The sequence below is a fragment of the Pseudomonas chlororaphis subsp. chlororaphis genome, from assembly GCF_003945765.1.
Lineage (GTDB): Bacteria > Pseudomonadota > Gammaproteobacteria > Pseudomonadales > Pseudomonadaceae > Aquipseudomonas > Aquipseudomonas chlororaphis.
The window spans coordinates 2,315,575-2,337,813 of sequence record NZ_CP027712.1; the positions used below are offsets into that span (position 1 = coordinate 2,315,575).

General features: G+C 57.3%; 37 protein-coding genes. 24 read left to right on the plus strand and 13 right to left on the minus strand.

Annotated elements, in window-relative coordinates; translation table 11 throughout:
* Positions 1 to 62: 62 nt before the first annotated feature.
* The 7 genes from C4K27_RS10620 to C4K27_RS10645 all read right to left on the minus strand — a co-directional run bounded on the left by C4K27_RS10620 (position 63) and on the right by C4K27_RS10645 (position 2,946).
* Positions 63 to 500 carry a hypothetical protein gene (locus C4K27_RS10620; protein ID WP_394325636.1) on the minus strand — a complete coding sequence of 146 codons (438 nt, stop codon included), beginning with the start codon at positions 498 to 500 and terminating at the stop codon, positions 63 to 65.
* Positions 501 to 510: 10 nt separating this feature from the next.
* On the minus strand, positions 511 to 1,074 hold the full coding sequence (locus C4K27_RS10625; RefSeq protein WP_053260372.1) for a siphovirus Gp157 family protein: 564 nt from the start codon (positions 1,072 to 1,074) through the stop codon (positions 511 to 513).
* On the minus strand, positions 1,071 to 1,820 hold the full coding sequence (locus C4K27_RS10630; protein ID WP_053260373.1) for a hypothetical protein: 750 nt from the start codon (positions 1,818 to 1,820) through the stop codon (positions 1,071 to 1,073). The genes C4K27_RS10625 and C4K27_RS10630 overlap by 4 nt, the downstream gene beginning before the upstream one ends.
* 139 nt (positions 1,821 to 1,959) lie before the next feature.
* Positions 1,960 to 2,133, minus strand: coding sequence for a hypothetical protein (locus tag C4K27_RS31190; RefSeq protein ID WP_164523763.1), 174 nt, complete (start codon positions 2,131 to 2,133; stop codon positions 1,960 to 1,962).
* Positions 2,130 to 2,330, minus strand: coding sequence for a hypothetical protein (locus C4K27_RS10635; RefSeq protein ID WP_053260374.1), 201 nt, complete (start codon positions 2,328 to 2,330; stop codon positions 2,130 to 2,132). The genes C4K27_RS31190 and C4K27_RS10635 overlap by 4 nt, the downstream gene beginning before the upstream one ends.
* Positions 2,327 to 2,518, minus strand: coding sequence for a hypothetical protein (locus C4K27_RS10640; RefSeq protein ID WP_053260375.1), 192 nt, complete (start codon positions 2,516 to 2,518; stop codon positions 2,327 to 2,329). Before C4K27_RS10640 ends, C4K27_RS10635 begins: the two co-directional genes overlap by 4 nt.
* The gene (locus tag C4K27_RS10645) at positions 2,515 to 2,946 is read right to left on the minus strand and encodes a hypothetical protein (RefSeq protein ID WP_053260376.1); all 432 of its coding nucleotides are present in this window, start codon (positions 2,944 to 2,946) and stop codon (positions 2,515 to 2,517) included. The genes C4K27_RS10640 and C4K27_RS10645 overlap by 4 nt, the downstream gene beginning before the upstream one ends.
* A gap of 193 nt (positions 2,947 to 3,139) precedes the next feature.
* Between C4K27_RS10645 and C4K27_RS10650 the strand changes: the two genes are divergently transcribed.
* On the plus strand, positions 3,140 to 3,442 hold the full coding sequence (locus tag C4K27_RS10650; protein ID WP_053260377.1) for a hypothetical protein: 303 nt from the start codon (positions 3,140 to 3,142) through the stop codon (positions 3,440 to 3,442).
* Between the two features lie 275 nt (positions 3,443 to 3,717).
* Here the strand turns inward: C4K27_RS10650 and C4K27_RS10655 are convergent, their stop codons facing one another.
* From C4K27_RS10655 to C4K27_RS10665, 3 genes are all read right to left on the minus strand, one after another.
* Complete coding sequence (locus C4K27_RS10655; RefSeq protein WP_053260378.1) at positions 3,718 to 4,578, minus strand: ParB/RepB/Spo0J family partition protein; 861 nt, start codon at positions 4,576 to 4,578, stop codon at positions 3,718 to 3,720.
* 533 nt (positions 4,579 to 5,111) lie between these two features.
* Positions 5,112 to 6,296: an SDH family Clp fold serine proteinase gene (locus C4K27_RS10660; protein WP_162235123.1), complete on the minus strand. Its 1,185-nt coding sequence runs from the start codon at positions 6,294 to 6,296 to the stop codon at positions 5,112 to 5,114.
* Between the two features lie 127 nt (positions 6,297 to 6,423).
* Positions 6,424 to 7,206: a S24 family peptidase gene (locus tag C4K27_RS10665; protein ID WP_394325637.1), complete on the minus strand. Its 783-nt coding sequence runs from the start codon at positions 7,204 to 7,206 to the stop codon at positions 6,424 to 6,426.
* Between the two features lie 39 nt (positions 7,207 to 7,245).
* Between C4K27_RS10665 and C4K27_RS10670 the strand changes: the two genes are divergently transcribed.
* The 15 genes from C4K27_RS10670 to C4K27_RS10740 all read left to right on the plus strand — a co-directional run bounded on the left by C4K27_RS10670 (position 7,246) and on the right by C4K27_RS10740 (position 14,697).
* Positions 7,246 to 7,485 carry a hypothetical protein gene (locus C4K27_RS10670; RefSeq protein ID WP_053260606.1) on the plus strand — a complete coding sequence of 80 codons (240 nt, stop codon included), beginning with the start codon at positions 7,246 to 7,248 and terminating at the stop codon, positions 7,483 to 7,485.
* 31 nt (positions 7,486 to 7,516) lie between these two features.
* The gene (locus tag C4K27_RS10675; RefSeq protein WP_027919780.1) at positions 7,517 to 7,705 is read left to right on the plus strand and encodes a hypothetical protein; all 189 of its coding nucleotides are present in this window, start codon (positions 7,517 to 7,519) and stop codon (positions 7,703 to 7,705) included.
* A 264-nt stretch (positions 7,706 to 7,969) separates the two neighbouring features.
* Positions 7,970 to 8,176 (plus strand): hypothetical protein, encoded by a 207-nt coding sequence (locus C4K27_RS10685; protein WP_053260382.1) that lies wholly within the window; start codon positions 7,970 to 7,972, stop codon positions 8,174 to 8,176.
* 21 nt (positions 8,177 to 8,197) lie between these two features.
* On the plus strand, positions 8,198 to 8,407 hold the full coding sequence (locus C4K27_RS10690) for a hypothetical protein (protein ID WP_053260383.1): 210 nt from the start codon (positions 8,198 to 8,200) through the stop codon (positions 8,405 to 8,407).
* A 112-nt stretch (positions 8,408 to 8,519) separates the two neighbouring features.
* Positions 8,520 to 8,657, plus strand: coding sequence for a hypothetical protein (locus tag C4K27_RS31195; protein ID WP_155500334.1), 138 nt, complete (start codon positions 8,520 to 8,522; stop codon positions 8,655 to 8,657).
* Positions 8,658 to 8,719: 62 nt separating this feature from the next.
* A complete protein-coding gene (locus C4K27_RS10695) occupies positions 8,720 to 9,073 on the plus strand; it encodes an HNH endonuclease (RefSeq protein WP_053260385.1) in 354 nt (117 codons plus the stop codon).
* A 1-nt stretch (position 9,074) separates the two neighbouring features.
* Positions 9,075 to 10,046 carry a hypothetical protein gene (locus C4K27_RS10700; RefSeq protein WP_053260386.1) on the plus strand — a complete coding sequence of 324 codons (972 nt, stop codon included), beginning with the start codon at positions 9,075 to 9,077 and terminating at the stop codon, positions 10,044 to 10,046.
* Complete coding sequence (locus tag C4K27_RS10705) at positions 10,033 to 10,827, plus strand: hypothetical protein (RefSeq protein ID WP_053260387.1); 795 nt, start codon at positions 10,033 to 10,035, stop codon at positions 10,825 to 10,827. The genes C4K27_RS10700 and C4K27_RS10705 overlap by 14 nt, the downstream gene beginning before the upstream one ends.
* The gene (locus C4K27_RS10710; protein ID WP_053260388.1) at positions 10,827 to 11,333 is read left to right on the plus strand and encodes a hypothetical protein; all 507 of its coding nucleotides are present in this window, start codon (positions 10,827 to 10,829) and stop codon (positions 11,331 to 11,333) included. The genes C4K27_RS10705 and C4K27_RS10710 overlap by 1 nt, the downstream gene beginning before the upstream one ends.
* Positions 11,330 to 11,716 carry a hypothetical protein gene (locus C4K27_RS10715; protein WP_053260389.1) on the plus strand — a complete coding sequence of 129 codons (387 nt, stop codon included), beginning with the start codon at positions 11,330 to 11,332 and terminating at the stop codon, positions 11,714 to 11,716. The genes C4K27_RS10710 and C4K27_RS10715 overlap by 4 nt, the downstream gene beginning before the upstream one ends.
* On the plus strand, positions 11,713 to 12,183 hold the full coding sequence (locus C4K27_RS10720) for a NinB/YbcN family protein (protein ID WP_053260390.1): 471 nt from the start codon (positions 11,713 to 11,715) through the stop codon (positions 12,181 to 12,183). Before C4K27_RS10715 ends, C4K27_RS10720 begins: the two co-directional genes overlap by 4 nt.
* Positions 12,180 to 12,761 (plus strand): recombination protein NinG, encoded by a 582-nt coding sequence (locus C4K27_RS10725; protein WP_053260391.1) that lies wholly within the window; start codon positions 12,180 to 12,182, stop codon positions 12,759 to 12,761. The genes C4K27_RS10720 and C4K27_RS10725 overlap by 4 nt, the downstream gene beginning before the upstream one ends.
* A complete protein-coding gene (locus C4K27_RS10730; RefSeq protein WP_053260392.1) occupies positions 12,758 to 13,429 on the plus strand; it encodes a hypothetical protein in 672 nt (223 codons plus the stop codon). Before C4K27_RS10725 ends, C4K27_RS10730 begins: the two co-directional genes overlap by 4 nt.
* Before the next feature lie 188 nt (positions 13,430 to 13,617).
* A complete protein-coding gene (locus C4K27_RS10735) occupies positions 13,618 to 14,157 on the plus strand; it encodes a hypothetical protein (protein ID WP_053260393.1) in 540 nt (179 codons plus the stop codon).
* A gap of 348 nt (positions 14,158 to 14,505) precedes the next feature.
* Positions 14,506 to 14,697, plus strand: a complete 192-nt coding sequence (locus tag C4K27_RS10740) for a hypothetical protein (protein WP_053260394.1) — start codon at positions 14,506 to 14,508, stop codon at positions 14,695 to 14,697.
* Here C4K27_RS10740 and C4K27_RS10745 read toward each other — a convergent pair.
* Complete coding sequence (locus C4K27_RS10745; protein ID WP_053260395.1) at positions 14,694 to 14,990, minus strand: hypothetical protein; 297 nt, start codon at positions 14,988 to 14,990, stop codon at positions 14,694 to 14,696. The genes C4K27_RS10740 and C4K27_RS10745 overlap by 4 nt on opposite strands.
* Positions 14,991 to 15,128: 138 nt before the next feature.
* Here C4K27_RS10745 and C4K27_RS10750 point away from each other — a divergent pair, with 138 nt between their 5' ends.
* From C4K27_RS10750 to C4K27_RS10760, 3 genes are read left to right on the plus strand one after another with little or no spacing between them, the layout of a single operon-like run.
* The gene (locus C4K27_RS10750; RefSeq protein WP_009048032.1) at positions 15,129 to 15,452 is read left to right on the plus strand and encodes a hypothetical protein; all 324 of its coding nucleotides are present in this window, start codon (positions 15,129 to 15,131) and stop codon (positions 15,450 to 15,452) included.
* A gap of 1 nt (position 15,453) precedes the next feature.
* Entirely contained in the window at positions 15,454 to 15,726 is a 273-nt protein-coding gene (locus C4K27_RS10755) for a hypothetical protein (protein WP_053260396.1), read from the plus strand.
* Positions 15,727 to 15,730: 4 nt separating this feature from the next.
* Positions 15,731 to 16,027 (plus strand): hypothetical protein, encoded by a 297-nt coding sequence (locus tag C4K27_RS10760; RefSeq protein WP_053260397.1) that lies wholly within the window; start codon positions 15,731 to 15,733, stop codon positions 16,025 to 16,027.
* Positions 16,028 to 16,087: 60 nt separating this feature from the next.
* Here the strand turns inward: C4K27_RS10760 and C4K27_RS10765 are convergent, their stop codons facing one another.
* Positions 16,088 to 16,528 (minus strand): hypothetical protein, encoded by a 441-nt coding sequence (locus C4K27_RS10765; protein WP_084890051.1) that lies wholly within the window; start codon positions 16,526 to 16,528, stop codon positions 16,088 to 16,090.
* 327 nt (positions 16,529 to 16,855) lie between these two features.
* Here C4K27_RS10765 and C4K27_RS10770 point away from each other — a divergent pair, with 327 nt between their 5' ends.
* Genes C4K27_RS10770 through C4K27_RS10790 form a run of 5 tightly spaced genes read left to right on the plus strand, consistent with a single transcriptional unit; the run spans position 16,856 to position 21,732 of the window.
* Positions 16,856 to 17,467 carry a putative metallopeptidase gene (locus tag C4K27_RS10770; protein ID WP_053260607.1) on the plus strand — a complete coding sequence of 204 codons (612 nt, stop codon included), beginning with the start codon at positions 16,856 to 16,858 and terminating at the stop codon, positions 17,465 to 17,467.
* A gap of 31 nt (positions 17,468 to 17,498) precedes the next feature.
* Entirely contained in the window at positions 17,499 to 17,960 is a 462-nt protein-coding gene (locus C4K27_RS10775; RefSeq protein WP_053260398.1) for a DUF2280 domain-containing protein, read from the plus strand.
* Entirely contained in the window at positions 17,947 to 19,248 is a 1,302-nt protein-coding gene (locus C4K27_RS10780; RefSeq protein WP_053260399.1) for a terminase large subunit domain-containing protein, read from the plus strand. The genes C4K27_RS10775 and C4K27_RS10780 overlap by 14 nt, the downstream gene beginning before the upstream one ends.
* Positions 19,245 to 20,663, plus strand: a complete 1,419-nt coding sequence (locus tag C4K27_RS10785) for a DUF4055 domain-containing protein (protein WP_053260400.1) — start codon at positions 19,245 to 19,247, stop codon at positions 20,661 to 20,663. Before C4K27_RS10780 ends, C4K27_RS10785 begins: the two co-directional genes overlap by 4 nt.
* Positions 20,638 to 21,732, plus strand: coding sequence for a minor capsid protein (locus C4K27_RS10790; RefSeq protein WP_053260608.1), 1,095 nt, complete (start codon positions 20,638 to 20,640; stop codon positions 21,730 to 21,732). Before C4K27_RS10785 ends, C4K27_RS10790 begins: the two co-directional genes overlap by 26 nt.
* Here the strand turns inward: C4K27_RS10790 and C4K27_RS10795 are convergent.
* Positions 21,697 to 22,152 carry a hypothetical protein gene (locus C4K27_RS10795; protein WP_081002244.1) on the minus strand — a complete coding sequence of 152 codons (456 nt, stop codon included), beginning with the start codon at positions 22,150 to 22,152 and terminating at the stop codon, positions 21,697 to 21,699. The genes C4K27_RS10790 and C4K27_RS10795 overlap by 36 nt on opposite strands.
* Between the last annotated feature and the right edge of the window lie 87 nt (positions 22,153 to 22,239).

Genomic DNA, 22,239 nt, shown 5'->3' on the forward strand with positions numbered 1-22,239 from the left:
CGCAGCTGGCGAAATAGTCGCTACTTATGAGGTGGAAGACAGCACTTCTGTCTACCCGCCCTTTAGTCGGCGGATATCTGTGTCGAAATCAGTCCGGGGTGAATAATTTCGTCACCTAGGTCACGTTTTAACTCGGCCAAACTCTCATCCCGGAACATACGCGCCACGTTTTCGCTTATCTGCACTTTGTGGCGCGGACTTTCAATCGCTTGAAATGAGAGGGTCGGCCCGAGCGCGTGAGCGTTGATGATCAGGTTCTGCACCGCCTCGCTGATTTCTTCGATATTGTTCCAGGCCATCAACTCATCAAGCATCTGCCGAGTACCCAGCCGTAGCCGGTGCCGCAACTCCTTCTCGTCGAACTCGATCCGCTTCAGCGCTGCTTTGGCCGATCGTTCTTTTCCAGTCTTGGCCATAGCCACCTCTTCAATTCCGCTGGCCGGCAGGCCCAGCCAGGTCTGTCTGCGGCGCGTGGCCGCCTGGTTGATGGTTCGTCTCACGCCGCTTCCTTCACTTGATCCGGATCGAGCTTTCGCCGCGCTCAAGATGCGCCCAGGCGGGCTCCGGAAGAAGTTCATGCTCCGCGTCTTCACCAGCTTCGATGCGCTTGCGCACTGCATTGTTGTGATCACGGATTTCCTTGAGTTTAACGGCGATGGTTTTCTTGTCTGGGGTGATCACGCTCTTCAGCGTGACAAATTCGTCAGGCACGGCTTGTTCGTTGTCGACGATGACCTTCTCAGGCGAAAGAGCAAGAGTGATGGTGAACAGCGGGCGCTTGATCGACTTGATATCTGCAGCCTCCATGTTCCGGCGCAGGAAGTCGCCGAGTTGGCCCACGGTGTTCTTCTTGACCCGCTTGAGCTCGTTCAGGCGATCGACTTCCTTGTCGATGGCGTCGATATCGCCTTCGATGTTCTGGCGCAGCATGACGATGCTGTCGGCCTTCACTTCGAACTCCCCCTTGATACCGTCCATGGTGTCCTGGATGGCCTGGCGCAGCCCTTCGTCGTCGGTATCCGCCATGGCGGCGAGTTCGGCCATCTGGCCGGTCAATGCATAGAGTCGGGTCATGCGGCACTCTCCTGGGCATCTTCAAGGTCAGCCTTGCGGGCATCTTTGGCGCGGGTGAATTTGAGTTTGTGGCCGTCACACTCCGGATCATTCTTGCGGAGATCCAGCTTTCGCATGGCCGATTTGTAGAGCTGCTGCAGCTCGTTGAGAGACTGCGCGGTAGCGATCAGATGGAGTGTTTCGGCCAGCCATTCGCGGTACTCGGCGGCCTGGCGCTCCTTCGTTTCGATCTTGTCCTCGGCCCGCTCGATCGCGGCCTCGCCGAGTCGTTCGTTGACGTAGTGGATGTCGTCATAGAGGCCCAGGCGAACGTCCGCGGAGAAGCCGAGCTGACTCAGGCATTTGCCGATAGCGTCGGTGAGAGACTTCTTCGGTGCATCGAAGTCGGTGCTGATGCTTCCGAATTTGTTTTGTGTGATGAATGGAGTGTGCCCGTAGTGGGTGATGGTCTTGCGCTCGCCATCGCCGCCCAGGTACCACAGGGCAACTTTGAGTGTGTGCACCTGGGCGTGAGCCAGCACATTTCCTTCCTTGCCGAGCAGAGGACCGCCGACGTCGAAGCGCTCCTCAATCACGTCGTAACCCCAGCCAGTGCCGCAGGGGCCGAACTGCTCGGTCGCGCGCTTAGCCAGGTACTGAGCATTCACCGCGGTACCGGTGAATCCACCAAGGCCGGTGTATTCCCTGGTGAACTTGGGATCGGTCTTTTCGACTTCTTCCCATAGAGCGAGGTTGGGTGCAGGCATGACTATCTCCCGCCGCGCAGGTGCGCAGCTTTGAAAGATGTGGGTTATTGGGTGAGGTGATCGGCGAGGGCGCTGATCAGCATTGCGGCAGTGCAGAGGGCAAGGGCAGGGAAGGAGCTACGCCAGTAAAGGAGGACGATCACGACTCGACCAGGGACAGAAGCCGTTCACCCAGGACGATCTTGGCGTTGGCCTGCTCCTTCTTGATGCCGGTGACCTGGGCGACTTCGGAAAGGGAAAGGCCTTCGCGACGGAGTTTCGCGCAGCGGATCGCCAGTTGCTGGCCGCGCTTGTGTGCGCCGGCGCCGCTCATTGCCGCCGCTCCAGCTGGGCCACGCGATAGCGGAGAACCTGCAGCACACGGCCGCGGTAACCTGGCTCCGCATACTGCTCAACTGGCGGCCCGTAGAAGCCCCGGCGCTCGGCCAGGCTGTATGCATCACGCAGGTTGTGAGCGGTAATGTCTTCCAATTGCTCGTCGATGAGCGATTTGACTGGGGAAGTGGTCATGCTGCCTCCTTTCGCTGCTGGCAGATGTTCAGCAGGCGTTTGCAGTAGTGGCTGAATTCTTCGGTGGTGATCAGCTCGTCGGTGTAGAGGCGGGTGATCAACTGTTGAACCAGAACGCTCATGTCGGCCTGGCTGGTGGGATCACTGACTCCCTCCAGCGCTTGGTCGATGAGGATGTGCGGGCTCAAAATCCGCACTCCTGTTCAACCCGCGCTTGCTCCTGGTCAAGGGCGACGGCCTTCTCGGCATGTGGCTTCAGCAGCTCGAGCGCAATGTCTTTCAGCGCTGTTTTCTTACCGAGCAGGTAGACCGCCAGGTCCATCAGCAGGCCGGAACTGCGAAAGCCCATGGCGTTGATCACCAACTGCCCGAAGGCGTCTTGCTGGTCTTCACCGTCGATCTGGCGCTGGTTCAGGTGATCCTGAACCGCCTTTGCAAAGTCGGCCTGGGTGACCTCGCCACGCTCTGAAGGGTGATAGCCCCAAGAGATCCGGTAGCCCATCAACAGACGCTCGGTGTTTGCTTCCAGCCATTCCGTTTCAGCGAGGTCTTCTTCGCTCACTGGTGGTGGCATCCGGTTGTCGTGCTCGAGCTGTGCCTTGCGTAGTGCTGACATGATCGTCTCCAGGGGGCTGGACCAACAAAACTCGGATGCACTCATCCATTCCGCTGGTTGCCGATGGGCGCGGAGGGGAGTGCATGCGGGTGGTGTCGGAGAGGAAGGGAATTATCTGTGAAGCTTTGATGTCAATATGGCATCATTTGAGCTGGTCAAATAGGATCCAAAATCCATCAAGAGGAACACTGCGATGTACAAGTTTTTTATCGATAAGGGAAATCTGAGGGCGACCGCCCAATTGCTTCATGATGCGAAGCGTGTAGATCCGGATCTTGATGTTGATGCTGTGCAGGAAATGTTGAAGCAAAAGCTCAACGCCCTATTCGCACCACTAGCTAATACACTGCGTTTGGCCGACTGCCCTTGCATCTATGGCCCGGTTTTCTGTATGCCAGCCATCGCACCGACTGGCTCGAAGACCGATATCATTTTGAACCTAACGGTTCGACCGAGCGATCCAGAAATAGCAAAATGGACTTTTGAAGCTCTTTGAAGCCAACGGTTGTCCGTATCGGGGTGTGATCTGCGCTTGTCATCGCAAGGACGCCCATTCTGTTCCGGCTCAAGGCCTCAGCTCAGCGACAAACTGAGCCCGGTATGGAGTCACCTTTCCAGATCACACTCCGATGCAGCCTCTTTCGAGGTGATCGGGCCGCATGTGCGGGCACTGATCGCGGCGCGGGCCAATTTCTACAAGCTGGCCATGCTTCGCCGGCAGTTTTCGTCAGGCTGACGTGATGTTTATGGCTCTGCCTCGCAATTGAATTGCTAGGCTGTCTGGCTGGCCGCAATGACCGCCTGCTGTAGCTTCAGGAGAAGATCTGCGGGCACGCTAAGCTCTGACGCTGATGGATCCAAGAAGCCCTCAGGCAGTGCTGTTACGAGCTCTTGTGCTGCAGTTCGTACCGCCTCGAGTCGCTGGCGTGGCGTCGTCGGGCCACGCATTGACCCTGCTGTCACCTTTGTCTTGCCGGTGGTCTTGGCCTTTTGCAGCTCGCCACCGAGGACTTTGCCTGCTTTTTCGCCATGCTGGCGGACGACTTGAACGGCCGTTGTCGCAGAGACCTGTCCTGAGGCGACCAGTTGCTGAACGTCGGTGTTGGCATTACCGAGCGTCATCACCTGCTCAACGTGCTGACGGGTCTTGCCGACCTTTTTTGCGATCTGATCAGGCGTCCAGTCGAACGCTGTGAGTCGTTTGTACCCGTCCGCAAGCTCAAGAGGAGAGAGCTTCTTTCCTTCCTGGCTGGTGATGACCCTGGCGACACGTTCGGCGTCGTTACCCTCGAAGGGGACAATCGAGATCCAGGCCTCTAAGCGCTTTGGGTCATCTTTGCTCGGCACCCTTGGAAGTCGTCCCGCTTGGTCGAGCTTCAAGTAGGCGCGGCGACGGCGGTGGCCATCGACAACCCACATTCCACCTTCAGCTCGAGGTCGTACCTCCAATGCCGGGATCTGGCCGCCGGCGAAGATGAACTCGGCCAGCGCATCAATACTCTCTTCCAGCTCTTCGCCTTCGGCTCGAAGGTTGAAGCCGGGTTCTTCGTAGAGATCCTCCAGGCGCGCCTTCATTGCGTCGGCACGTTTCAGATCCCCGTCCTTGATCATTTGCTTGAAAGACTTGGCCATGCAATTTATTTCCAAGTGGTTGTCATCCCAAGCAACCCTCGCGAGAAGGCTGCTCAGTGATGCTTTCCGCCGTGACCCGCTTCTGGCGTCGGTCACCGGCCTATCTCAAGTTGTTCCTCCAGCCGCGGGCCTTTCGGCTTGTTCTCCCGCTGGATAACTCTTCTTGGCGCTTTACGCTGCACGCCCGGGTCAGTTGCCAACCCTCTGAACCGTTGAGGCCGGTTCATCGCTGCCTTTGAAGCTGGGCCGGTGGTGATCCGGCAAGGGGTGTCGCTAAAGAGCGGCGGGTCTCTTGAGGCCCTGGCGAGTCCCTGTTGGGTGACTCGGCGAGGTGAAATATGTACCAAAGGTTCATATTGGTCAAGTACCAAAAGTACATATTTCTTGCGGCCATAAAAAAGCCCGCTCAATGGCAGGCTCTTATGGCTTGGACTGATTAAGTCAGGTGGAGGATCGGCGCCAGGTCAGGGCCGGCAGTTGAAGTGGGGATGGCAGAAACAAAAAGCCCAGCACTAGGCTGGGCTTATGGGCTCTCATTGCGGAGGCGGCGTAGACTTTATCTTACGCACTCGAGTTGGCGTTTTTTTAGCTCCAGAGGCAGTAATGTTTCCGCCCTTTGCTCCAGGAACTCCAGCATCTGGCTGCGAACCTCCATTTCGGTCTCCATCAGCTCCGCCATCATTTGTGATGTCGCTGCCAGCTCGGTCACCGCCTGGCTCATCGCGATTTTCTGGTTGCTGGACAGAAGGCTTGATACCTGAGACCTGCTCAGACTTGACATTTTCTTTCTCCTGCTTCGATTGCGGCGAAGGATAGTCGTCGGATAGACACAAAATCAAGGGTCTGCGACGAGATGCCAGCTGCTCATATTTTTGGAGCACCAAAAGCATCAATAGTTCTTCAGATGGAGAAGGTGGGCGAGCTGAAATGAATAGCTCATTGGCCTCCTCACGGTCAATTACAAATCCATGGGAAGGATAGCCACTGATCAGCTTGTTCAGTGCTCCTGGGTGGAGGTTGCCTTTGGATAACCTCTGTCCATAGTGGAATGCGATGGAGTTAGAGCGAGCAGATTCACCAAGGCTTAGCGGGTTTATTTGCGAGTAGACAGGTGCAAGCAACCCGCACACGATTTTTGCTGCATTATCAAGCGCATCCCTTGTTGATATCTGCTGGTTGAACCCAAGGCGCAAATCTATGAAATGCTGGCGCATGAGGCGGATTGATTCACTTTGCAATGCAACCAGCGTGTCAGTGATATCCAGCCCTGACCGTCGCCCGCTAAATTCCCCTTCTTTGGGGATCTGCACATCAAGCGGTCCTAATTCAGCCAGATCTGACATCACTAGCTCATCGGCCCCCAAGCAGAGCAGGGTTCCTGCGCTCTTGCAGTCCGAGAAGACCATCACGGTCAGGCGATCGTAGTTACGCTTAAAGGCCTTCGCAATCTTGTAAGCAGCATCGGCGTGACCGCCATATGTATCTAGATGCAGAACTGCATTCTTCTTCCTATTCTTTTTATGCTGAATAAGCATAAGCATCGCATTTTCGTATGACCTCTCAAGAGGCCCTCCGAATAGATACACGTCTGCATCTTTTTCTGCGCCAATCTTATTGATCATCCTCCCCAAAATTTCTTCAGAGGAATTCGATACTGGCTCTCCATCAGGCGAAGGGATCTCCTTTTGCCTTTTTTGGGGAACAGGCTGTTTTGCCATAACAACTCCCTTTGTTTGTATTTCAGTCCAGACAGTACAATGGCCCATTGCACTGCAAAGAGGAAGAGATTCCTTGCCTAGGTTAGCCTCCTCATCCTCGCATCATCCATATCAGCTTATTAATTGACTAGAGCATTCCACCACGCCAAACCACGCGCCCAATGATCCGGACCTCGTTGATTTCCTCATCACTAAGGATCTGATCGCCGTATTTTGCCTTGTCTGGGTTATCACTTCGGATGATCCAGCCGTTGAAATCTGACCTCACTAAGCGCTTTACGATTGTGCCCTTTGAATTGCTTTGCAGCGCGAAAATCTGTCCATCTCGAGGCTCAATCTTTGATTCATCAATTAGCAGCACGTCACCACCATTGATGGTTGGTTCCATGCTATGGCCGTCGGCGTAGATGACATCTAGGTGCTTTGTGTTGAGTCGATTTGCTCGTAACCACTCTGTCTTGAATGCAAGAACGCCGCGAATCTCGACATGTGAATTATCATCGTCGCTGCCGGTAGACCCGCGAGCAGTAAGCTGCAGGACCCCTGTATAGGATTTATCGTCTTGCAAGTTGAATTCGCGCGGGGGAATACGGTGATCAACAGGCTGTGCGGTGACAGCCTCCCGCATCTCTCCGCGACCGTACTCCAGCCACTCGACCCGGACAGAGAGGGCGCCAGCCAGGGCTAACATCTTCGTGCCACCCGGCATCGACTCGCCATTGAGCCACTTGCTGCAAGCTTTCGGCGTGACCTTGGCCATCTTTGCCAGGCGAACACCTGCTCCCCACTCTGGAATCCCTTCTGCGGCGAGAGCTTCCTTTAAACGGGAAACAAATGATCTGCGGATTTCTTCTATCTGAACCATAGGTTCAATATCGCATGCGCTTGCATGTACTTTCAGTTCCGACATAATATGTACTTGCAGTTCATATTTCCATTGGAGGCCCATATGCAGGCACTCAAGAAGGCAATCGATGATGCGGGCGGAGTTGCCGCCGTTGCTCTCGCTTGCGGGAAGACGCCGCGAGCCGTTTACAAGTGGCTCACAGCCGGCTGCCTCCCGCGCACCGAATACACCGGCGAAACCAAGTACGCAGAAAAGATCTCGGCCATGGCGAAAGCCTGCGGCAAGCCTTTCAAGGCATCTCATCTGCTTGCAGAAACAGCACCCACCAAATCCGCCGCCTAACCCTTTCGAGCAACCAAGGAGCAATCCCCGCATGTACGCAAACCCCAAGCACCTGCATGACCGCGAGATCAAGGTCCGGGTCGACGAGGACACGTTTGAACTGATCCAGGCCTTGGCCAAGTTTCATCGCACACAGCGTGCAGTTCTGTGCCGCGAGCTGCTCGAGGCGCAGCTGGCTGCACTGGCTTCGGAGAATACCGGCGATCAGCACGTGGCCTGAAGGCCCGAAGGAGGCCTCATGCCGACTGAAAAAGTCGGGCTGGACCAGGGATTGATGGAGCAGCTGGAGAGAGAGGCGGAAAAACGGGGAGTAACACCCGACGCCCTTGCGGCAGAGCTGATCCGGAAAGAACTGGCCAACCGAACAAAGCCCCGGAGTCCGCGGGGGGCGGTGATGCCATTTCACCGTAGGGCCTGAGCAGGCCCTGAAGAGTAACTAGCAAGCGCTCATCCAGACCACACCGTAGCAGCCAGGGGAATACCGATGGCCTATGACGACAAATCCCACCGCCACGACCACCAGGTCAAGGTCCGTCTGGATGACGAAGACTTCAACGAGCTGAAGGGATACGCCCTGGAACTCAAGGCGCAACACAGCGTGCTGGCCCGGGAAATCATCTTGGCAGCACTGGCTTTCAAGAAAGAACACGGCCATCTGCCGCTGATCAACGAGAAGAAGGCCAAGGCCTGAATAGGGAATGGGGAGAGGTTCATGTCGCCTGCAAACGAAGTCCAGCAGCACGACGTACAGGTTGAGAGATTCCGGAAGGACGACTTTGAGGACTTGGAAGCCTGGGCGCAGGAGGTTGGCGTAACCACCGACCAACTGGCCGAGCAGATCCTGAAGAAGGCCACGCAGTACCTCGCACAAAGGCGAGAGCGGAAGAGCAGCAACGTGGTGCTGTTCGCGGCGCCAAGGTAACCGCCCAATCCCTAATTAGGGACTCAGTCCCTGATAAGGCCACGCAAACGACAGGCACAAAAAAGCCGGGATTGCGCCCCGGCTAATTCGATACCACCTGATGGGGAAGATTATGCATACCCACACCAATTCAATCAACACCCCGACCAATGTCGCGACACGTTTTTCAAAACCAGAAAACGTGTCGCGGGAAAAGAAGACCTGGGACGGGCTGATCATCCACGACAAAGCCATGCGAGGTGGGGCGTGAGCATGGTGCCTACTTCTTCCTGTCCTGTGTGTGGCGACTCCAGCCAGGAAGCTCGCAATGCCATGTACTGCTATTCGCTCGAGGTCCCCGGCGCTTCTGTCTGTGGAGAGTGCGCTGAAAGAATTGCGAACGCCTATAGCAAGAAGCATGGCGGTGTCTGGCTTACCTGGCCGAATGAGGAAGCGCCAAGGTCTAAAAAAGCTGTTATCGGCCAATCCATAAGAACCCAAGTTTTCGAGCGCGACCTGTATCGCTGCCTGCGCTGTGGCGATCACAGAAACCTGAGAGCTGATCATATTCACCCTGAAAGCCTGGGCGGGGAGGCAGTTTTAGAGAACCTCCAGACGCTTTGTGCCAGCTGCAATAGCTGGAAGGGCGTCAAGGTCATTGATTTCCGCACATCGGCGGAGGCCTGAAATGCAATTCACCATCACGATCAACCAGGTGAAGGCGCTCGAGTGGGGGCTGAACTCTCAGCAGGCCCTGCTGTTCGCCTTCATCTACGGCTGCCCGAGCTGGACCAAGCCGGTTAAGACCGACGATGGGATCTTCTTCGCGCTGAGCAAGGCCAAGATCGTCGAGGAGCTGCCGCTTCTCACTGACAAGCCGGACACTGCCTATCGCATGCTGAAGGCCCTGGACGAGGCCGGTTTAATCGAACTTTCCAGCACTTCCAACATCACGCTTTTCCGGCTGACCGAGAAGGCCGTCGAGTGGAACCAGAAGCTTGATGGGTCGGAAAAATATCCGACCCCACCAGAAAACCAAGGTCGGAAAAAAATCCGATCTACCTCGGAAAAATCTCCGAGCAAGGTCGGAAGAAAATCCGAGCGAGGGTCGGAAAAATATCCGACAAATCAGGATACCAATCATCAGGATACCAATCAGGGCACCAGTCAGGAATTGGACGGCAGCCCGGACAAGCCGGCCCACAATCTGGTGCTGGTCGTTGATCGCACCGATACGCCCCGGGTTGAGATCCCCGCTGACATGCCTGGCCCCAAAGACCAGTCCTGCAAAACCTTCAAGGTCTGGGCGAATTACGCCATGGCCTACCGCAAGCGCTACAGCACCTGGCCGGTGTGGAACGCCAAAGTCGGTGGGCAGCTCGGCCAACTGGTCGACCGGCTCGGCGCCGATGTCGCCCACCACGTCGCCGCCCACTTCCTGAAAACCAGTGACGCTTCCATTCTCCGCAAGTGCCACAGCCTCAACGAGCTGCTGGCCAACGCCGAGAGTTACCACACCCAGTGGATCACGGGCCAGCGCATCAACGGGGCAACTGCCCGCCAGATGGAGCGCACCGAGGCGAACCTCTCCGCGGCAGAGCAGGCAGCCCAGATGGTTCTGGCCAAGCGCCAAGCAGGTGATCGCAATGAATACCTCTGAAATGAACGATCAGCAGGTAGCCGGGCTGGCGTCCGCGATCTGCGCCACTGCTGAGGCCATGGGGCAGGAGATGAACCCTGGAACTGCGGCGATGATGGCTGAGGACCTTTGCGCGTACCCGGTACCCGTCGTCAAGGCTGCACTGAAGGCTTGCCGCTTCGAAGTGAAGGGCAAGCTCGCCATGGCGGACATCCTGTCGCGTGTGCAACTCATGGATGGCCGCCCAGGGAAAGATGAGGCCTGGTCGATCGCACTGCTCGCTAGTGACGAGATCGAAACCGTAGTGATGACGACCGAGATACAGCAGGCCATGACCGCTGCTGCTCCGATCCTGCGGCTTGGTGACAAGGTGGGCGCACGCATGGCGTTCAACAGCGCCTACGACCGCCTGGTGGCAACGGCTCGGGCAGAAGCCATTCCAACTACTTGGAGCGTCTCCCTTGGATTCGACCCAGGGCGCCGGGTCATCGCCATAGAGTCCGCGGTCCGTATGCAACTGATTAATCAGCAGTCCGCCACTCAGTACTTGGCAGATCTTCGCATCACCCCAATCACCGCCGATGGCCAGGCCATTGCTGGGCTGCTCACCGGATCCCAAGCGAATCCGTCGCCACATCTTCGCGAAAGGCTCGCTGAGGTCCGCCAGATCGTGGATGCGGCAAAAGCACGCAATGACCTTCAGCGGCTGAAGAAGGCCCAGGCTGATCGTGTCGACACTTATCTGCGCAAACGCAAAGCCCGCAAGGCTATTGCGGCGGCACAACGCAAGGAGAGCCTTTGATGAACGAAACCAGGCAACAACAGATGCTCGCTGGCCAGACGGCACTGGCCCGCAAGGTCTTCCAAGTCGTCCCAGTCCAGCAGCACTGGGCCGCGCTCGAAATCCATCGGGCCCTGCAAGCCTCGAAAACCAGCAGCGCCGAATTCCCGGCAGTTCGCGCCTGCCTCGGCGCACTGAAAGAACACGGCCTGATCCGCGAACCCGTCAATGGCCACTTCCAGCGCGCTGCCGCCACCCAAAAATCAAGGAAAGAACAGACCATGTCGAAGACCGCCACCCAAACCGTCGTGTCCATCAAGAAAACCGAAACCGGAACGCTCGACTCTCTCGCGGCACTCTCCGGTGAGGTGTTGTTGCTCGCCGACGAGTTCGGCCAGCGCATGAAGGCCATGGCGGCCCGCATCGAAGAAGTGGCTCTTTCTGTGGCGGCTGATCAGGAGAGTAATGCCGAGGCCCTGGGTAAGTTGAAGCAGCTGCAGGCCTTGCTGAAGGGGATCGCTCAATGACCGATTACACCGAACTGAAGCAGTTGTCTGACCGCGTGATGACAGATCGACGGTTTTGCGTCGATGAACACCACAAGAATCTTGCTGAGGGGGCTCTGGCCCTGCTCGCTGATTTCAAAAACTTCCACCGCAGCCTCTGCGAGCGCTTCGGTTACTTCCACGATGACGCCGACTGGCAGCGTGACCAGGCATCGCTGGAAGAGCACATCGCCGCCCAGTTCAGCCACATCAGCGCGGAGAACAGTTCACTTCGCAGCCAGATGGAAACGGTGCAGCGCGGTGCTGGTCAGCTCAAGGCCGAGAACGAGGCGCTGCGCAAGGAGCGCGACAAGCTGGCCGAGGACAATCAAGGCTTGCTCGAAGACTTCGCGGGGTGCCTATGACTGACAAGATCTCCGTCAACTGCCAGGCCAAGCTCTCCGAAGCCATCACCTGCCTGACCACCATGTTCCGGGAGAAGAAGTTCGTGGTTGTCTCCCTGCGCCCGGGGAAGGACCGCACGCTCGATCAGAACGCCCTGTGGTTCGCGATGTACAAGCGCATTTCCGAGATGACCCAGATCGGCGATGCAGGCGACGCGCGCCGGTACTGCAAGCTGCACTTTGGCGTCCAGATCCTGCTGAACGAGGATGCTGGGTTTCAGGCTGAGTGGTACCGGGTCATGCGCCATCTTCCCTACGAGACGAAGCTGAGCATGATGGGCGGCTGCAAGCTGTTTGGCCCGGATGGCTTCCCGGTGACCAGCCTGTTCAATCGCGCCCAGGGCATCCAGTACACCGACCGTATGGCTGCGTACTTCACCGGCCATGGCGTGGTGTTCAGTGACCTGCTGAGCCAGGAGGCTGCATGAGCCTTCCTGCAAAGCAGCCCCGACCGAAGAAGTGCAAGAACCCAGAATGCAGGGCCTCATTCGTCCCGCAGCGCCTTGGGCAGGCCGTATGCAGTCCGAAGTGCGGCCTGGCGATCAAGGACGTGAACCAGGCGAAGGCCAGGAAGTCCCTGGCCCAGGTCGAGCGCCGGGAGATCAAGGTCCGCAAGGAGAGGCTGAAGACCAGGGCGGATCACGCTCGCGATACGCAGCAAGCGTTCAACGAGTGGGTGCGCCTGCGCGATGCCCAGTTGCCGTGCGTGAGCTGCGGCAGGCACCACGAAGGCCAGTACCACGCCGGGCACTACCGGACCGTGGCAGCGAGCCCGGAGCTGCGCTTCGAGCCGCTCAACGTCCACAAACAGTGTGCGCCCTGCAACAACCACAAGTCCGGTGACATCGTGAACTACCGCATCGAGCTGGTGCGGCGGATCGGTGCCGACCAGGTGGAGTGGCTGGAAGGCCCCCACCTACCGAAGAAATACACCATCGAGCAACTGAAGGCGATGACTGTCGAGTACAGAGCAAAGGCCAGAGAGCTGAAGGGGAGAGCAGCATGATCTATCACAACGTAATTTCCGCGGTCGTGCGCGCCCTGGCGGCCGAGACCATCAACTCCGCCGGCGGCTGCGACTTTGAGCCCAAGGTGCAATGCGCAAAACAGAAGGGCGAAATCACGGGCAAGGATGCGGCGCTGCTCATCGACTGTATGGTGCACAAGGTTCTGCATGCCCAGCTCTCGCCGCGGCACTGGAATGCGCTGACAGCGAAGTACAGCACCCACAAAGGGCGCAAGGTCGAGTCGATCGGCCGATTGATTGCAGTGCTGGCCAGCCCCGCGCCGATGTTGTTCACGCAGAAAGCCGTGACTGTGTGGGCGATTCCGCAGGTGAAGGGCATCCGGCGCGAGGCTGTGAAGGCTGCTGCGCCAGAGCGCCGTGACGATGATGAGAAGTGGGGCTGGCGGAACGATGCCGCACAACTGGCTGTGGATCGAGCAAACCAGCATTCGCAGCTGAAGGTCGAAACGCGCTCGAGCGACATGATCGTCTTGGCCGACTCGAACTACGACATGAACACCTGGGACAATCAGGGCCTGACCGAGCGTACTTACCGACGCTGGAATCAAGCGATCAAGGGGGCATTGGAGAAGCTTGTCGACGAAGCCCTGGTGGAGGCGCAATCACTTCTGGAGGAGGCGGAAGTGCTTACCAGCGAGGCGGCCTGAAAAGAGTCCCTCAAAAGGGCTTGCAATTGGTGTCCGCATGTCCGATTATTTCTCCATCCTGTCATTCCTGCGTGTGTAGGAGTGATCCAGAAAGCCCGGCACCGCGTCGGGCTTTTTTGTGGGTACTAACTTTTAGACTATGATCGCCCGCTATATTGGTTTTTATGATAGGTCAGGGAGCGGTCTGAATGGCTAGGTCGATTTTCGTTGATAGCTGCGCGTTCGATGCGCTTTTCAAGCACGGCATCGAGCCGAAAGATATTGATCCCGACGAATTCAAATTGTATGTGACGGGGGACGTCTTAAAAGAACTCAACGATATCCCTGAGCGACCCGAAGAGCCTGGGAAAAAGGCATTCATAGATCGGATATCTAGGGGTGGAGAAATACCCGAAGTGGGCTATTTTGGTTTCGGCTCAAATTCTTACGGTTTCGGCAGGGGAATTCTTGCCGACCTTTCACAAATCGAATACATCGAGTCGACCAAGGATCAGCTGGGAAAGGAAAGACCCTCGGGCAATCCAAAGAATTTTACCGATCAGCAGTTGCTCTCCCATGCCATTGTATTTGCGGTTCTAACCGCCGAGCCAAGACTTGGTAACAAGGTCTTGATGGATAAGGCTGTTGAGCGCGGAGCTACCGTGATTCGGATGATCGATTTCGACCCTGGCGCTGAAACATTCGCCGAGTTTTTGCGAAGGCACTTCCCGGCAGAAACTGTAGCTTGATCGCCCATAGCCCAGCCCTAAACCAGCTGGGCTTTTTGTTTCTCAACCAGCCACTCTCATCGCTCCAAGGTGGGACTTCCACTGGAGTCGATTTTAAATCCACTTTAGCCAGGGCAGCCTCACGGAAGGCCTTGACACTGATAATCCGGCAAGTGCAGTGCTACGAGAAAACACCGGAAGCCCGTGCACCTTGACCTCACATGCTTTCAGGGTGGCTCGAGGTCTTCGCGGCGAGACCGATGCAGTAGGGTGTCGGCGCTGTGATGGTCACGGCGGACGGCGGGAGAGACCGCGCACCTATTCAGGGCCTCAGCATTCGCTGGGGCTTTTTCATTTCTGGAGATCAAGATGAAAAGCGAGTACCGCGAACTGATTGAGTCGATAGTCGGTAAAAAGCAGAAGCTTGCAGAGGCGAAACGTATGCAGTCCGATGCTCAGGCCCAGTTGACGAAGGTGGATGGGTATGTGTCATTTAATGAAGCCAGCCTGAAGGAATCGGAGGCCAGGCTGGCTGAGCTTGAAGCCCTGATTTTTGGTTAAAACCCTAAGCAAGCTCCTAGGGTATGCTCATACATGTCAGGGCCACGAAACGCCTTCTCTTTCCTATCAAGGTCAATCACAACCATTTGATCCCAGGCCTCTACAAAGTCGGTACGAAGATAAAGTGTGTCGCAGATTTCCTGGGCTGTTCCAGTCGCGGTAATGGCATAAAAAGATGATGTCTCCTCCCATCTATCCGTAGAAATCTCTTTGACTTTCTCTACAAATGAGTCGTAGCGCTTTTGATAGCTACCCGTGTCCTTTATGCGGAAAGTGATAATGAAGTGCCCCATGGATCCGTCCCTTTTGTTGCGATTGTAGGAATCTCGACGATAGCACGGAGCCATACGCCCGCCACTGAGCGGGCTTTTTCATTTTTGGGCTATGCCCGGGCCAACGCAGGCCCTTTTTAATCCCCATGGAGACACCCAATGGCAGAACCAACGAGCACTGCCGCCAGTGTGCTGCTGGTTAAGTACGGCGTGGTCATGGCTGCATTCATTGGCTCGATCCTGTCCCTCGGTTTCCTGAAGGACCTGACTCGGGGCCAGGCGGCCGCGGCTGTGGCTACTGGCTTCTTTTTCTCGGTGTACCTGACCCAGCCTGTTACTGCCTGGCTCGCTACAAAGCTGAGCCTTGTAGTAGATGACAACCTCCTGTGTGGGGTGGCATTCGTGCTGGGCCTGACCGCGATGAACATCATCCCGGCCATCAAGAAGGTCATCGGGTCGTTCCCTGCGACGCGAGGTGCCTGACATGAACAGCATCCTGGTATCGGCGCTGAGTGTGACCGATGCGGTTCTGTGCATCCTGGTCGCCTTGGCAGCCTGTGATTACCTGCGCCGGGTTCGACCAATCGACCAACCTCTACTGAGCATCGCCTTCTACCTGGTGGCCATCGGCGCGTTCGGTTCGTTCGTGACGACCATGCAAGGTCAATGGGTTAACCCCTTAGGCGTAATGCTGCATGGCGGTGTCGTGGCGTATGCTTGGGCCCGCCGCGGCCATGTGTTCGACGTGAAGGGGTAGAGCGGTGGAGTACCTGATCGGCAACAACCAGTACTCGGCCAGCTACCAGGACCTGCGCGAGGAGCACGCCCGATTCATCGGCATGACCGACAAGCGCTTCTTGAAGGAGCTGCCCGCGGCGCTGCACTTCGCGGTGTTCGTGTGCTGGTTCAAGGAGCTGCCTTCGAGCGTCGTCCTGTCGGATGAGGGGATCGTTCACCAACTGGCTCACCTGATCCACTTGAAGGGCGAGCCGCTCGTGATGACTAGGCTTGGCGAGATCCGAGAGCTGTTCAACAAGCAGTTGCAGCTTTCACCGTAGGTCGCGACACATTTCGTGAGTCATCAAATTGTGTCGCGTTATACGAAGGAGTGCTGATCGTTACGGGTAGGTGATATTTACTCTGACCAAAGGAAGGTTGTTGGCATCGTATGCACAACGGTAGGTCTCCCCGGAATCAGCACCAGTATTGGGTAGCAGCTCGCACTTAAGTGTGTAAGTGATTCCGTCACCCTTGACCGAAAAGCCTTTGACTGCTTCCTGTGGCGAGAGAGAGCCGACATATCCGTGCTGACCGGCCAATTTGATCACTGGCCCACCAGCAACCTCGTACTTTTGCGTTTGAGAGCAAAGCCGGCCCTGGATGAGCTTTCCGTCAATGGTGTTACTCCCATCAGCACAGAATCGAACCTTAAACCAGTTGTCGAGGACAACTGCTTGTGTAGGTGCTTCGGTTTTAGGGGCTGGGGGAGGGCCGCTTTGGCAGGAGGCGGTAAGTGCGGCGGCGGAGAGTACGCCTAAGATTTTCAGGAAAGCCTTCATTGGCTGCAGTCCTTTGGTTTGCAGAGTTGGAATGTATTTGATCCGGTATGAGGGGTAGTACTTGAGTATAAGAGTGGCCCTCATCTACTTGGGAAGTGCCGCAGGTGACTGCGGCACGGCTAAGGTTAAGGCCTGGCGGCCAGGCATGCGAGAGTTGCCGGTTCGCTATAGCATTCTGGTCCGATCGCGTACCCGAGGACGGCTGCGGCCAGTGCGTACCATATAAGGCTGTTCATGGTTACTCCTGATTTCATTGTGGAAGCAGTAGTTGGCCATGGGAAAAGATACTTCGGGGCGTCAATTGACCCCCTTTACAGGGACACGATCATGAATCAGCGCCCCTTACCGTCACCCGATCTGCTTGATTATCCTTTCCTGACGCTGTTGCCCGCGCCCGAGGCGTGGGATTGGATACAGCAGGAGATCCTGGCTGCGACAGGCAGTATTCACAACGAAGACCATGCCCACCTACTGGATGCAGACATCCAAGTCATGTGGGCATCGTCACACTTCGAGAAGCAGGGCCGTACAGTCCTGGGCCAGGCCGAGCAGGTGGCATTCCGCGCCGGCGGTTGGCAGAAGGCCCGGATGGAACAGCAGATGCGTGACTGGTTCGGCGAGGTGCCGGCTTTCATCATCACCTTGGCTGCTGACTACTGCGCCCAGTGCAGCGATGAAGAGTTCTGCGCCCTGGTGGAGCACGAGCTTTACCACCTGGCCCACGCCAAAGACAAATACGGTCAGCCAGCCTTCACTAAGGAAGGCGCACCCAAGATCGAGATGCGTGGCCACGATGTCGAGGAGTTTGTCGGCGTGGTCCGCCGCTACGGTGCAAGCCCTGACGTCCAGGCATTGGTTGATGCCGCCAACAAGCCCGCTGAGGTGGGGAAATTGAACATATCGAGGGCCTGCGGAACCTGTCTGCTCAAGTCGGCCTGATTCTAGACAGGCTCTAGACGGATGAGACCCTATGGCAACCCTGAAAAATGAGGTGAAGAGCTTCATCGTTCAGGCTCTGGCGTGTTTTGACACACCTTCTCAGGTGGTCGACTCCGTCAAGAACGAATTTGGGGTGGTGGTTACCCGCCAGCAGGTGGAGACGCACGACCCAACCAAGGCCGCGGGTAAGGGGCTCGCCATCAAATGGCAGACCCTTTTCCACGACACCCGTAAGCGCTTTCGTGAGGACACGGCAGAAATCCCGATCGCCAACCGTGCGTACCGACTGCGCGCCATGAATCGCTTTGTGGAGCGCGCCGAGGGGATGAAGAATATCGTCTTGGCTATGCAGATCCTGGAGCAGGCTGCCAAGGAGTGCGGCGACGTCTATGTGAATCGCCAACGGAAGGACGAGCCTGATGACGAGCCGGTGATCCCGACCCGGATCCAGGTCGACGTAGTGGATGCGAGGAAGCCGAATGCCGAGCCTTAACGTTCCGCAGTCGCAGTTCCTTCTGTTGCCCCACAAATTCCGCGCATTCGTTGCTGGCTTCGGCTCTGGGAAGACCTGGGTTGGATGCTCGGCGCTGAGCAAGCACTTCATGGAGTGGCCAGGCGTCAACGCTGGGTACTTCGCGCCGACCTACCCGCAGATCCGGGACATCTTCTATCCGACCATGGATGAGGTGGCCTATGACTGGGGGTTGAAGACCAAGATCAACCAGGCGAACCATGAGGTTCACATCTACAGCGGCCGGCAATGCCGCGGCACTGTGATCTGCAGGTCGATGGAGAAGCCGCAGACCATCGTCGGCTTCAAGATCGGTCACGCCCTGGTGGATGAGTTGGACGTGCTGACGTCGATCAAGGCGCAGCAGGCCTGGCGCAAGATCATTGCCCGGATGCGCTACAACCTGCAGGGCCTGAAGAACGGCGTTGACGTCACCACGACGCCGGAAGGCTTCAAGTTCGTGTTCCAGCAGTTCGTGAAGCAGCTGCGCGACAAGCCGGCGCTCAAGGACATGTACGGTCTGGTCCAGGCCAGTACGTTCGACAATGAGTTGAACCTGCCGGACGACTACATCCCATCGCTGATGGAGTCGTATCCCGAGCAGTTGATCAGGGCTTACCTGAATGGCCAGTTCGTCAACCTGACCTCTGGCTCGATCTACCACGCTTACGATCGCAAGTTGAATCAGTGCTTCGACACTGTTCAGCCTGGTGAGCCTCTGTTCATTGGGATGGATTTTAACGTTGGTCGCATGGCGGCAATTACCCACGTCAAGCGCGACCATGGCATGCCGAGGGCGGTGGATGAGCTGATCGATGGCTACGACACGCCCGACATGATCCGCCGCATCAAGGAACGCTACTGGGAACACACCGGCAACGACTTCAGGAAGACCTGCGAGATCCGGATCTATCCGGACGCTTCCGGCGATTCGCGCAAGTCGGTCAATGCCAGCCTCACCGATATTGCCATGCTGAAACAGGCAGGCTTCACGGTCATCGCACCGGCGGCCAACCCACCGGTTAAAGATCGGATCAACGCCATGAACGCCATGTTCTGCAACGCGCAGGGCGAGCGGCGCTACCTGGTCAACCCGTTCACATGCCCGACGTATGCCGACGGCCTGGAACAGCAAATCTGGGCGCCCAACGGCGAGCCGGACAAGAGCCAAGGCAACGACCACGCCAACGATGGCGGTGGTTATTTCATTCACCGCGAGTACCCGATCATCAAACCGGTCACCGCTATCAAGATGGGATACGCCCGATGAGCAACGACGTCTCCTTCAAGCGGGCGGACTACCTCGAGGCGCTCGATCGTTGGTCTACAGTGCGCGACGTATGCGCCGGCCAGCACCGGGTTGTCGACCGGCTGCCGTACATCAACGCACACGACAAGTCGCCTGAGAACCAGGATCGCAACAAGGCATACCGTGAGCGCGCGGTGTTCAAGAACGCTACCGGGCACACCCGTAACGGGCTGCTCGGCCTGGCCTTCCACAAAGACCCGACGTTGGCGGTACCGAAGAAGCTGGAGTACCTGCAGGACAACGCCAACGGCTCCGGCGTGAGCATCTACCAGCACTCGCAGGGCACGCTTGAGAAGGTGCTTGAGGCGGGGCGCCATGGCCTGTACGTCGACTATCACCAGGACGATGGCATTGGCGGCCACTCGGTGATCCTGTCGTACTGCGCCGAGGACATCATCAACTGGCGCACCGGCATGGTGAATGGGCACAGCGTTCTGACCCTGGTGGTGCTGCGAGAGGCGCCGGAAGTGGAGGATGGCTTCGGCTTCAAGGTGATTGAGCAGTATCGCGAGCTGGCACTTGAGCCTGACGGCTTTGTCTGTCGGGTCTGGCGGCGGTCTGGTCCTAAAGGTGGCGGCCCGCTGGCCATTGTTGAGGAGTTCAGGCCTGAGGGCATCACTGGACGTCTGAAAGAGATTCCGTTCACCTTCGTTGGCGCGCAGAACAATGATCCCAGCATCGACGAGTCGCCGCTCTACGACATCGCGATGATCAACTTGGGCCATTACCGGAACAGCGCCGACTACGAGGACAGCGTCTTCTGGTGTGGTCAGGCTCAGCCGTGGATCTCCGGTTTGGATGAACAGTGGCGCGACTGGATGGAGAAGAACGGCGTCTATGTTGGCTCCAGAGCGCCGATGATGCTGCCTGCCGGTGGTGCATTCGGTTACGCGCAGCCGCTGCCGAACACACTGGTCAAGGAGGCCATGGCCGACAAGAACCAGATGATGATCGAGCTGGGCGCTCGCATGGTGGTGGCTTCGCTTTCGTCCAAGACGGCAACTGAAGCCCGCGGCGATCAATCGGCATCGACTTCGGTGCTGGCTGGTTGCGTGGCCAACGTCAGCGAGGCTTACACCCGGGCGATCATGTGGTGCTGTGCCTATATGGGCGTCGCCGACAAGAAGGTCGCCTACCAGGTGAACCAGGAGTTCGTCGAGCTGACGGCTGATCCTCAGATGATCACCGCACTGGTGGGGCTCTGGCAGAACGGCGGGTTTGCGAAGGCTGACCTACGCGCCTACTTGCGCAAGCTGGGCCTTATTGCGCCGGAGCGCACGGACTTGCAGATCGACGGTGAGCTGCAGGAACAGGGCGATGGCCTGGGCCTGGACGATGAGGACAATCCAAATGGCGGCAAACCAAGCGATCCTTGATGCCACAATTCGGCACGCCGTCTTTCTCGAGCAGTTGAAGGCGGGAGAGGTGGGCAAGTTCGCTCCCTTCCTCAAGGAGATTGACCGGTCGATCCGGGATCGCCTCACTCAGTCGGATCTGACCGAGTACAACACCAAGCGGTTGGAGGCGCTGCTGAAAGAGGTTGACAGCCTGCTGCTGGGCATCTTTGACCGGTACAGCGCGCAGCTGAACCTCGATCTGATCGACATCGCCAACTACGAGGCCGAGTTTGAGGCTGCGAGCTTGGCCTGGTCGGCGCCGGTCGGTGTCTCGCTTGACGTAGTAGCCCCAACGACTGCTGCGATCCGTACAGCGGTGCTGACAAACCCGCTCAGCGTGCGCGGCACCGGTGGCGGCAAGCTGCTGAAGTCGTTCATCAAGGGCTGGACCGTCGCAGAGCGTGACCGGGTCACCGGAACGATCCGGCAGGGCTTCTTCGAGGGGCAAACGAACTTCCAGATCATCCGCAACATTCGCGGTACCAAGGCGGCCGGATACAAAGACGGCATCCTGGCAACCACAAACCGCAATGCCAGCACGGTCGTACATACCGCGATTCAGCATGTGTCGTCGCAGGCGCGCATGGAGGTGGCCAAGGCCAATACGGACATCGTGTCCGAAGTTGAAATGGTCGCCACTCTGGACAGCAAGACCAGCCAGCAATGTCGGTCGATGGATAAGAGGCGGTTCCCGGTCGATTCCGGGCCCAGGCCGCCATTTCACCCGAACTGCCGCACGACTTTCATTCTGCTGACCAAGCTCAGCGAGATGTTTGCCAAGGGCGCCACGCGAGCCGCAGTGGGCGCAGATGGAGCAGGGCAGGTCAGTGCGAGCCTCGACTATTACCACTGGCTTTATCAGCAGCCAGCATCGTTTCAGGACGTGGCAATCGGGCCAGTGCGGGCAAAGCTGTTCCGTGAGGGTGGGTTGAGCGTTGAGCGATTCGCGGAGCTGCAGCTCGATCGCAACTTCGCGGCGCTGACCTTGGCACAGATGAAAGCACTAGAGCCTTTAGCATTCCAACGGGCTGGGATTAGCACGGCTTGACATTAAGAAATCTGATATCAAGCCCCATGCCTCTCTGTATTGTTCAAGTTCAGGTAAGTGATTCAGATTGACTTTGCCCCAGCCCTCGGAGCGACGAAGTGCCTGGACAGTTGCAGCTGGCAAAACGTAGTAATGCGGCGGCATAGGTAGCTTTTTTCCGTCAGGAGACCCGCGGTTGAGGAACACCGCTACCACAAACTCGCACTCGAAATTCTTGATTGGGAATCCATTCGCACCAGTTTTCCATCGACTCTTTACCTGAATCCTCGCGGAGGAGCTGTGCTCAGCGTTGGTGGCGACGATGTCGTATCCCGGCATATTGGTGTAAGTCTTGTAAGCCGCAATTTTGTGAATCAGTAATTGCCCCAGGACGAGAAATTCAGCTCCCTCGCTTTCCAGTCTTGTGTCCATCCGCGCCATAAATCTCTCCATTTCGAACGTCCCTGAATTTAGGGACACGATTTCCTACGCCTGTTAGGCAGGCTAATCCAAACCCAAGGGGTGCAT

What these genes read in the sequence shown, in the direction of transcription:
- C4K27_RS10785 (WP_053260400.1), top strand. Translation starts at nt 19,245, where the DNA reads ATGAGCAACGACGTCTCCTTCAAGCGGGCGGACTACCTCGAGGCGCTC.
- C4K27_RS10730 (WP_053260392.1), top strand. Translation starts at nt 12,758, where the DNA reads ATGATCTATCACAACGTAATTTCCGCGGTCGTGCGCGCCCTGGCGGCC.
- C4K27_RS10745 (WP_053260395.1), bottom strand. Translation starts at nt 14,990, where the DNA reads ATGGGGCACTTCATTATCACTTTCCGCATAAAGGACACGGGTAGCTAT.
- C4K27_RS10670 (WP_053260606.1), top strand. Translation starts at nt 7,246, where the DNA reads ATGCAGGCACTCAAGAAGGCAATCGATGATGCGGGCGGAGTTGCCGCC.
- C4K27_RS10660 (WP_162235123.1), bottom strand. Translation starts at nt 6,296, where the DNA reads ATGGCAAAACAGCCTGTTCCCCAAAAAAGGCAAAAGGAGATCCCTTCG.
- C4K27_RS10795 (WP_081002244.1), bottom strand. Translation starts at nt 22,152, where the DNA reads ATGGCGCGGATGGACACAAGACTGGAAAGCGAGGGAGCTGAATTTCTC.
- C4K27_RS10630 (WP_053260373.1), bottom strand. Translation starts at nt 1,820, where the DNA reads ATGCCTGCACCCAACCTCGCTCTATGGGAAGAAGTCGAAAAGACCGAT.
- C4K27_RS10770 (WP_053260607.1), top strand. Translation starts at nt 16,856, where the DNA reads ATGAATCAGCGCCCCTTACCGTCACCCGATCTGCTTGATTATCCTTTC.
- C4K27_RS10725 (WP_053260391.1), top strand. Translation starts at nt 12,180, where the DNA reads ATGAGCCTTCCTGCAAAGCAGCCCCGACCGAAGAAGTGCAAGAACCCA.
- C4K27_RS10715 (WP_053260389.1), top strand. Translation starts at nt 11,330, where the DNA reads ATGACCGATTACACCGAACTGAAGCAGTTGTCTGACCGCGTGATGACA.
- C4K27_RS10685 (WP_053260382.1), top strand. Translation starts at nt 7,970, where the DNA reads ATGGCCTATGACGACAAATCCCACCGCCACGACCACCAGGTCAAGGTC.
- C4K27_RS10700 (WP_053260386.1), top strand. Translation starts at nt 9,075, where the DNA reads ATGCAATTCACCATCACGATCAACCAGGTGAAGGCGCTCGAGTGGGGG.
- C4K27_RS10735 (WP_053260393.1), top strand. Translation starts at nt 13,618, where the DNA reads ATGGCTAGGTCGATTTTCGTTGATAGCTGCGCGTTCGATGCGCTTTTC.
- C4K27_RS10765 (WP_084890051.1), bottom strand. Translation starts at nt 16,528, where the DNA reads ATGAAGGCTTTCCTGAAAATCTTAGGCGTACTCTCCGCCGCCGCACTT.
- C4K27_RS10705 (WP_053260387.1), top strand. Translation starts at nt 10,033, where the DNA reads ATGAATACCTCTGAAATGAACGATCAGCAGGTAGCCGGGCTGGCGTCC.
- C4K27_RS31195 (WP_155500334.1), top strand. Translation starts at nt 8,520, where the DNA reads ATGCATACCCACACCAATTCAATCAACACCCCGACCAATGTCGCGACA.
- C4K27_RS10655 (WP_053260378.1), bottom strand. Translation starts at nt 4,578, where the DNA reads ATGGCCAAGTCTTTCAAGCAAATGATCAAGGACGGGGATCTGAAACGT.
- C4K27_RS10790 (WP_053260608.1), top strand. Translation starts at nt 20,638, where the DNA reads ATGGCGGCAAACCAAGCGATCCTTGATGCCACAATTCGGCACGCCGTC.
- C4K27_RS10645 (WP_053260376.1), bottom strand. Translation starts at nt 2,946, where the DNA reads ATGTCAGCACTACGCAAGGCACAGCTCGAGCACGACAACCGGATGCCA.
- C4K27_RS10780 (WP_053260399.1), top strand. Translation starts at nt 17,947, where the DNA reads ATGCCGAGCCTTAACGTTCCGCAGTCGCAGTTCCTTCTGTTGCCCCAC.
- C4K27_RS10625 (WP_053260372.1), bottom strand. Translation starts at nt 1,074, where the DNA reads ATGACCCGACTCTATGCATTGACCGGCCAGATGGCCGAACTCGCCGCC.
- C4K27_RS10750 (WP_009048032.1), top strand. Translation starts at nt 15,129, where the DNA reads ATGGCAGAACCAACGAGCACTGCCGCCAGTGTGCTGCTGGTTAAGTAC.
- C4K27_RS10740 (WP_053260394.1), top strand. Translation starts at nt 14,506, where the DNA reads ATGAAAAGCGAGTACCGCGAACTGATTGAGTCGATAGTCGGTAAAAAG.
- C4K27_RS10690 (WP_053260383.1), top strand. Translation starts at nt 8,198, where the DNA reads ATGTCGCCTGCAAACGAAGTCCAGCAGCACGACGTACAGGTTGAGAGA.
- C4K27_RS10775 (WP_053260398.1), top strand. Translation starts at nt 17,499, where the DNA reads ATGGCAACCCTGAAAAATGAGGTGAAGAGCTTCATCGTTCAGGCTCTG.
- C4K27_RS10695 (WP_053260385.1), top strand. Translation starts at nt 8,720, where the DNA reads ATGTACTGCTATTCGCTCGAGGTCCCCGGCGCTTCTGTCTGTGGAGAG.
- C4K27_RS31190 (WP_164523763.1), bottom strand. Translation starts at nt 2,133, where the DNA reads ATGAGCGGCGCCGGCGCACACAAGCGCGGCCAGCAACTGGCGATCCGC.
- C4K27_RS10665 (WP_394325637.1), bottom strand. Translation starts at nt 7,206, where the DNA reads ATGTCGGAACTGAAAGTACATGCAAGCGCATGCGATATTGAACCTATG.
- C4K27_RS10720 (WP_053260390.1), top strand. Translation starts at nt 11,713, where the DNA reads ATGACTGACAAGATCTCCGTCAACTGCCAGGCCAAGCTCTCCGAAGCC.
- C4K27_RS10710 (WP_053260388.1), top strand. Translation starts at nt 10,827, where the DNA reads ATGAACGAAACCAGGCAACAACAGATGCTCGCTGGCCAGACGGCACTG.
- C4K27_RS10635 (WP_053260374.1), bottom strand. Translation starts at nt 2,330, where the DNA reads ATGACCACTTCCCCAGTCAAATCGCTCATCGACGAGCAATTGGAAGAC.
- C4K27_RS10755 (WP_053260396.1), top strand. Translation starts at nt 15,454, where the DNA reads ATGAACAGCATCCTGGTATCGGCGCTGAGTGTGACCGATGCGGTTCTG.
- C4K27_RS10650 (WP_053260377.1), top strand. Translation starts at nt 3,140, where the DNA reads ATGTACAAGTTTTTTATCGATAAGGGAAATCTGAGGGCGACCGCCCAA.
- C4K27_RS10675 (WP_027919780.1), top strand. Translation starts at nt 7,517, where the DNA reads ATGTACGCAAACCCCAAGCACCTGCATGACCGCGAGATCAAGGTCCGG.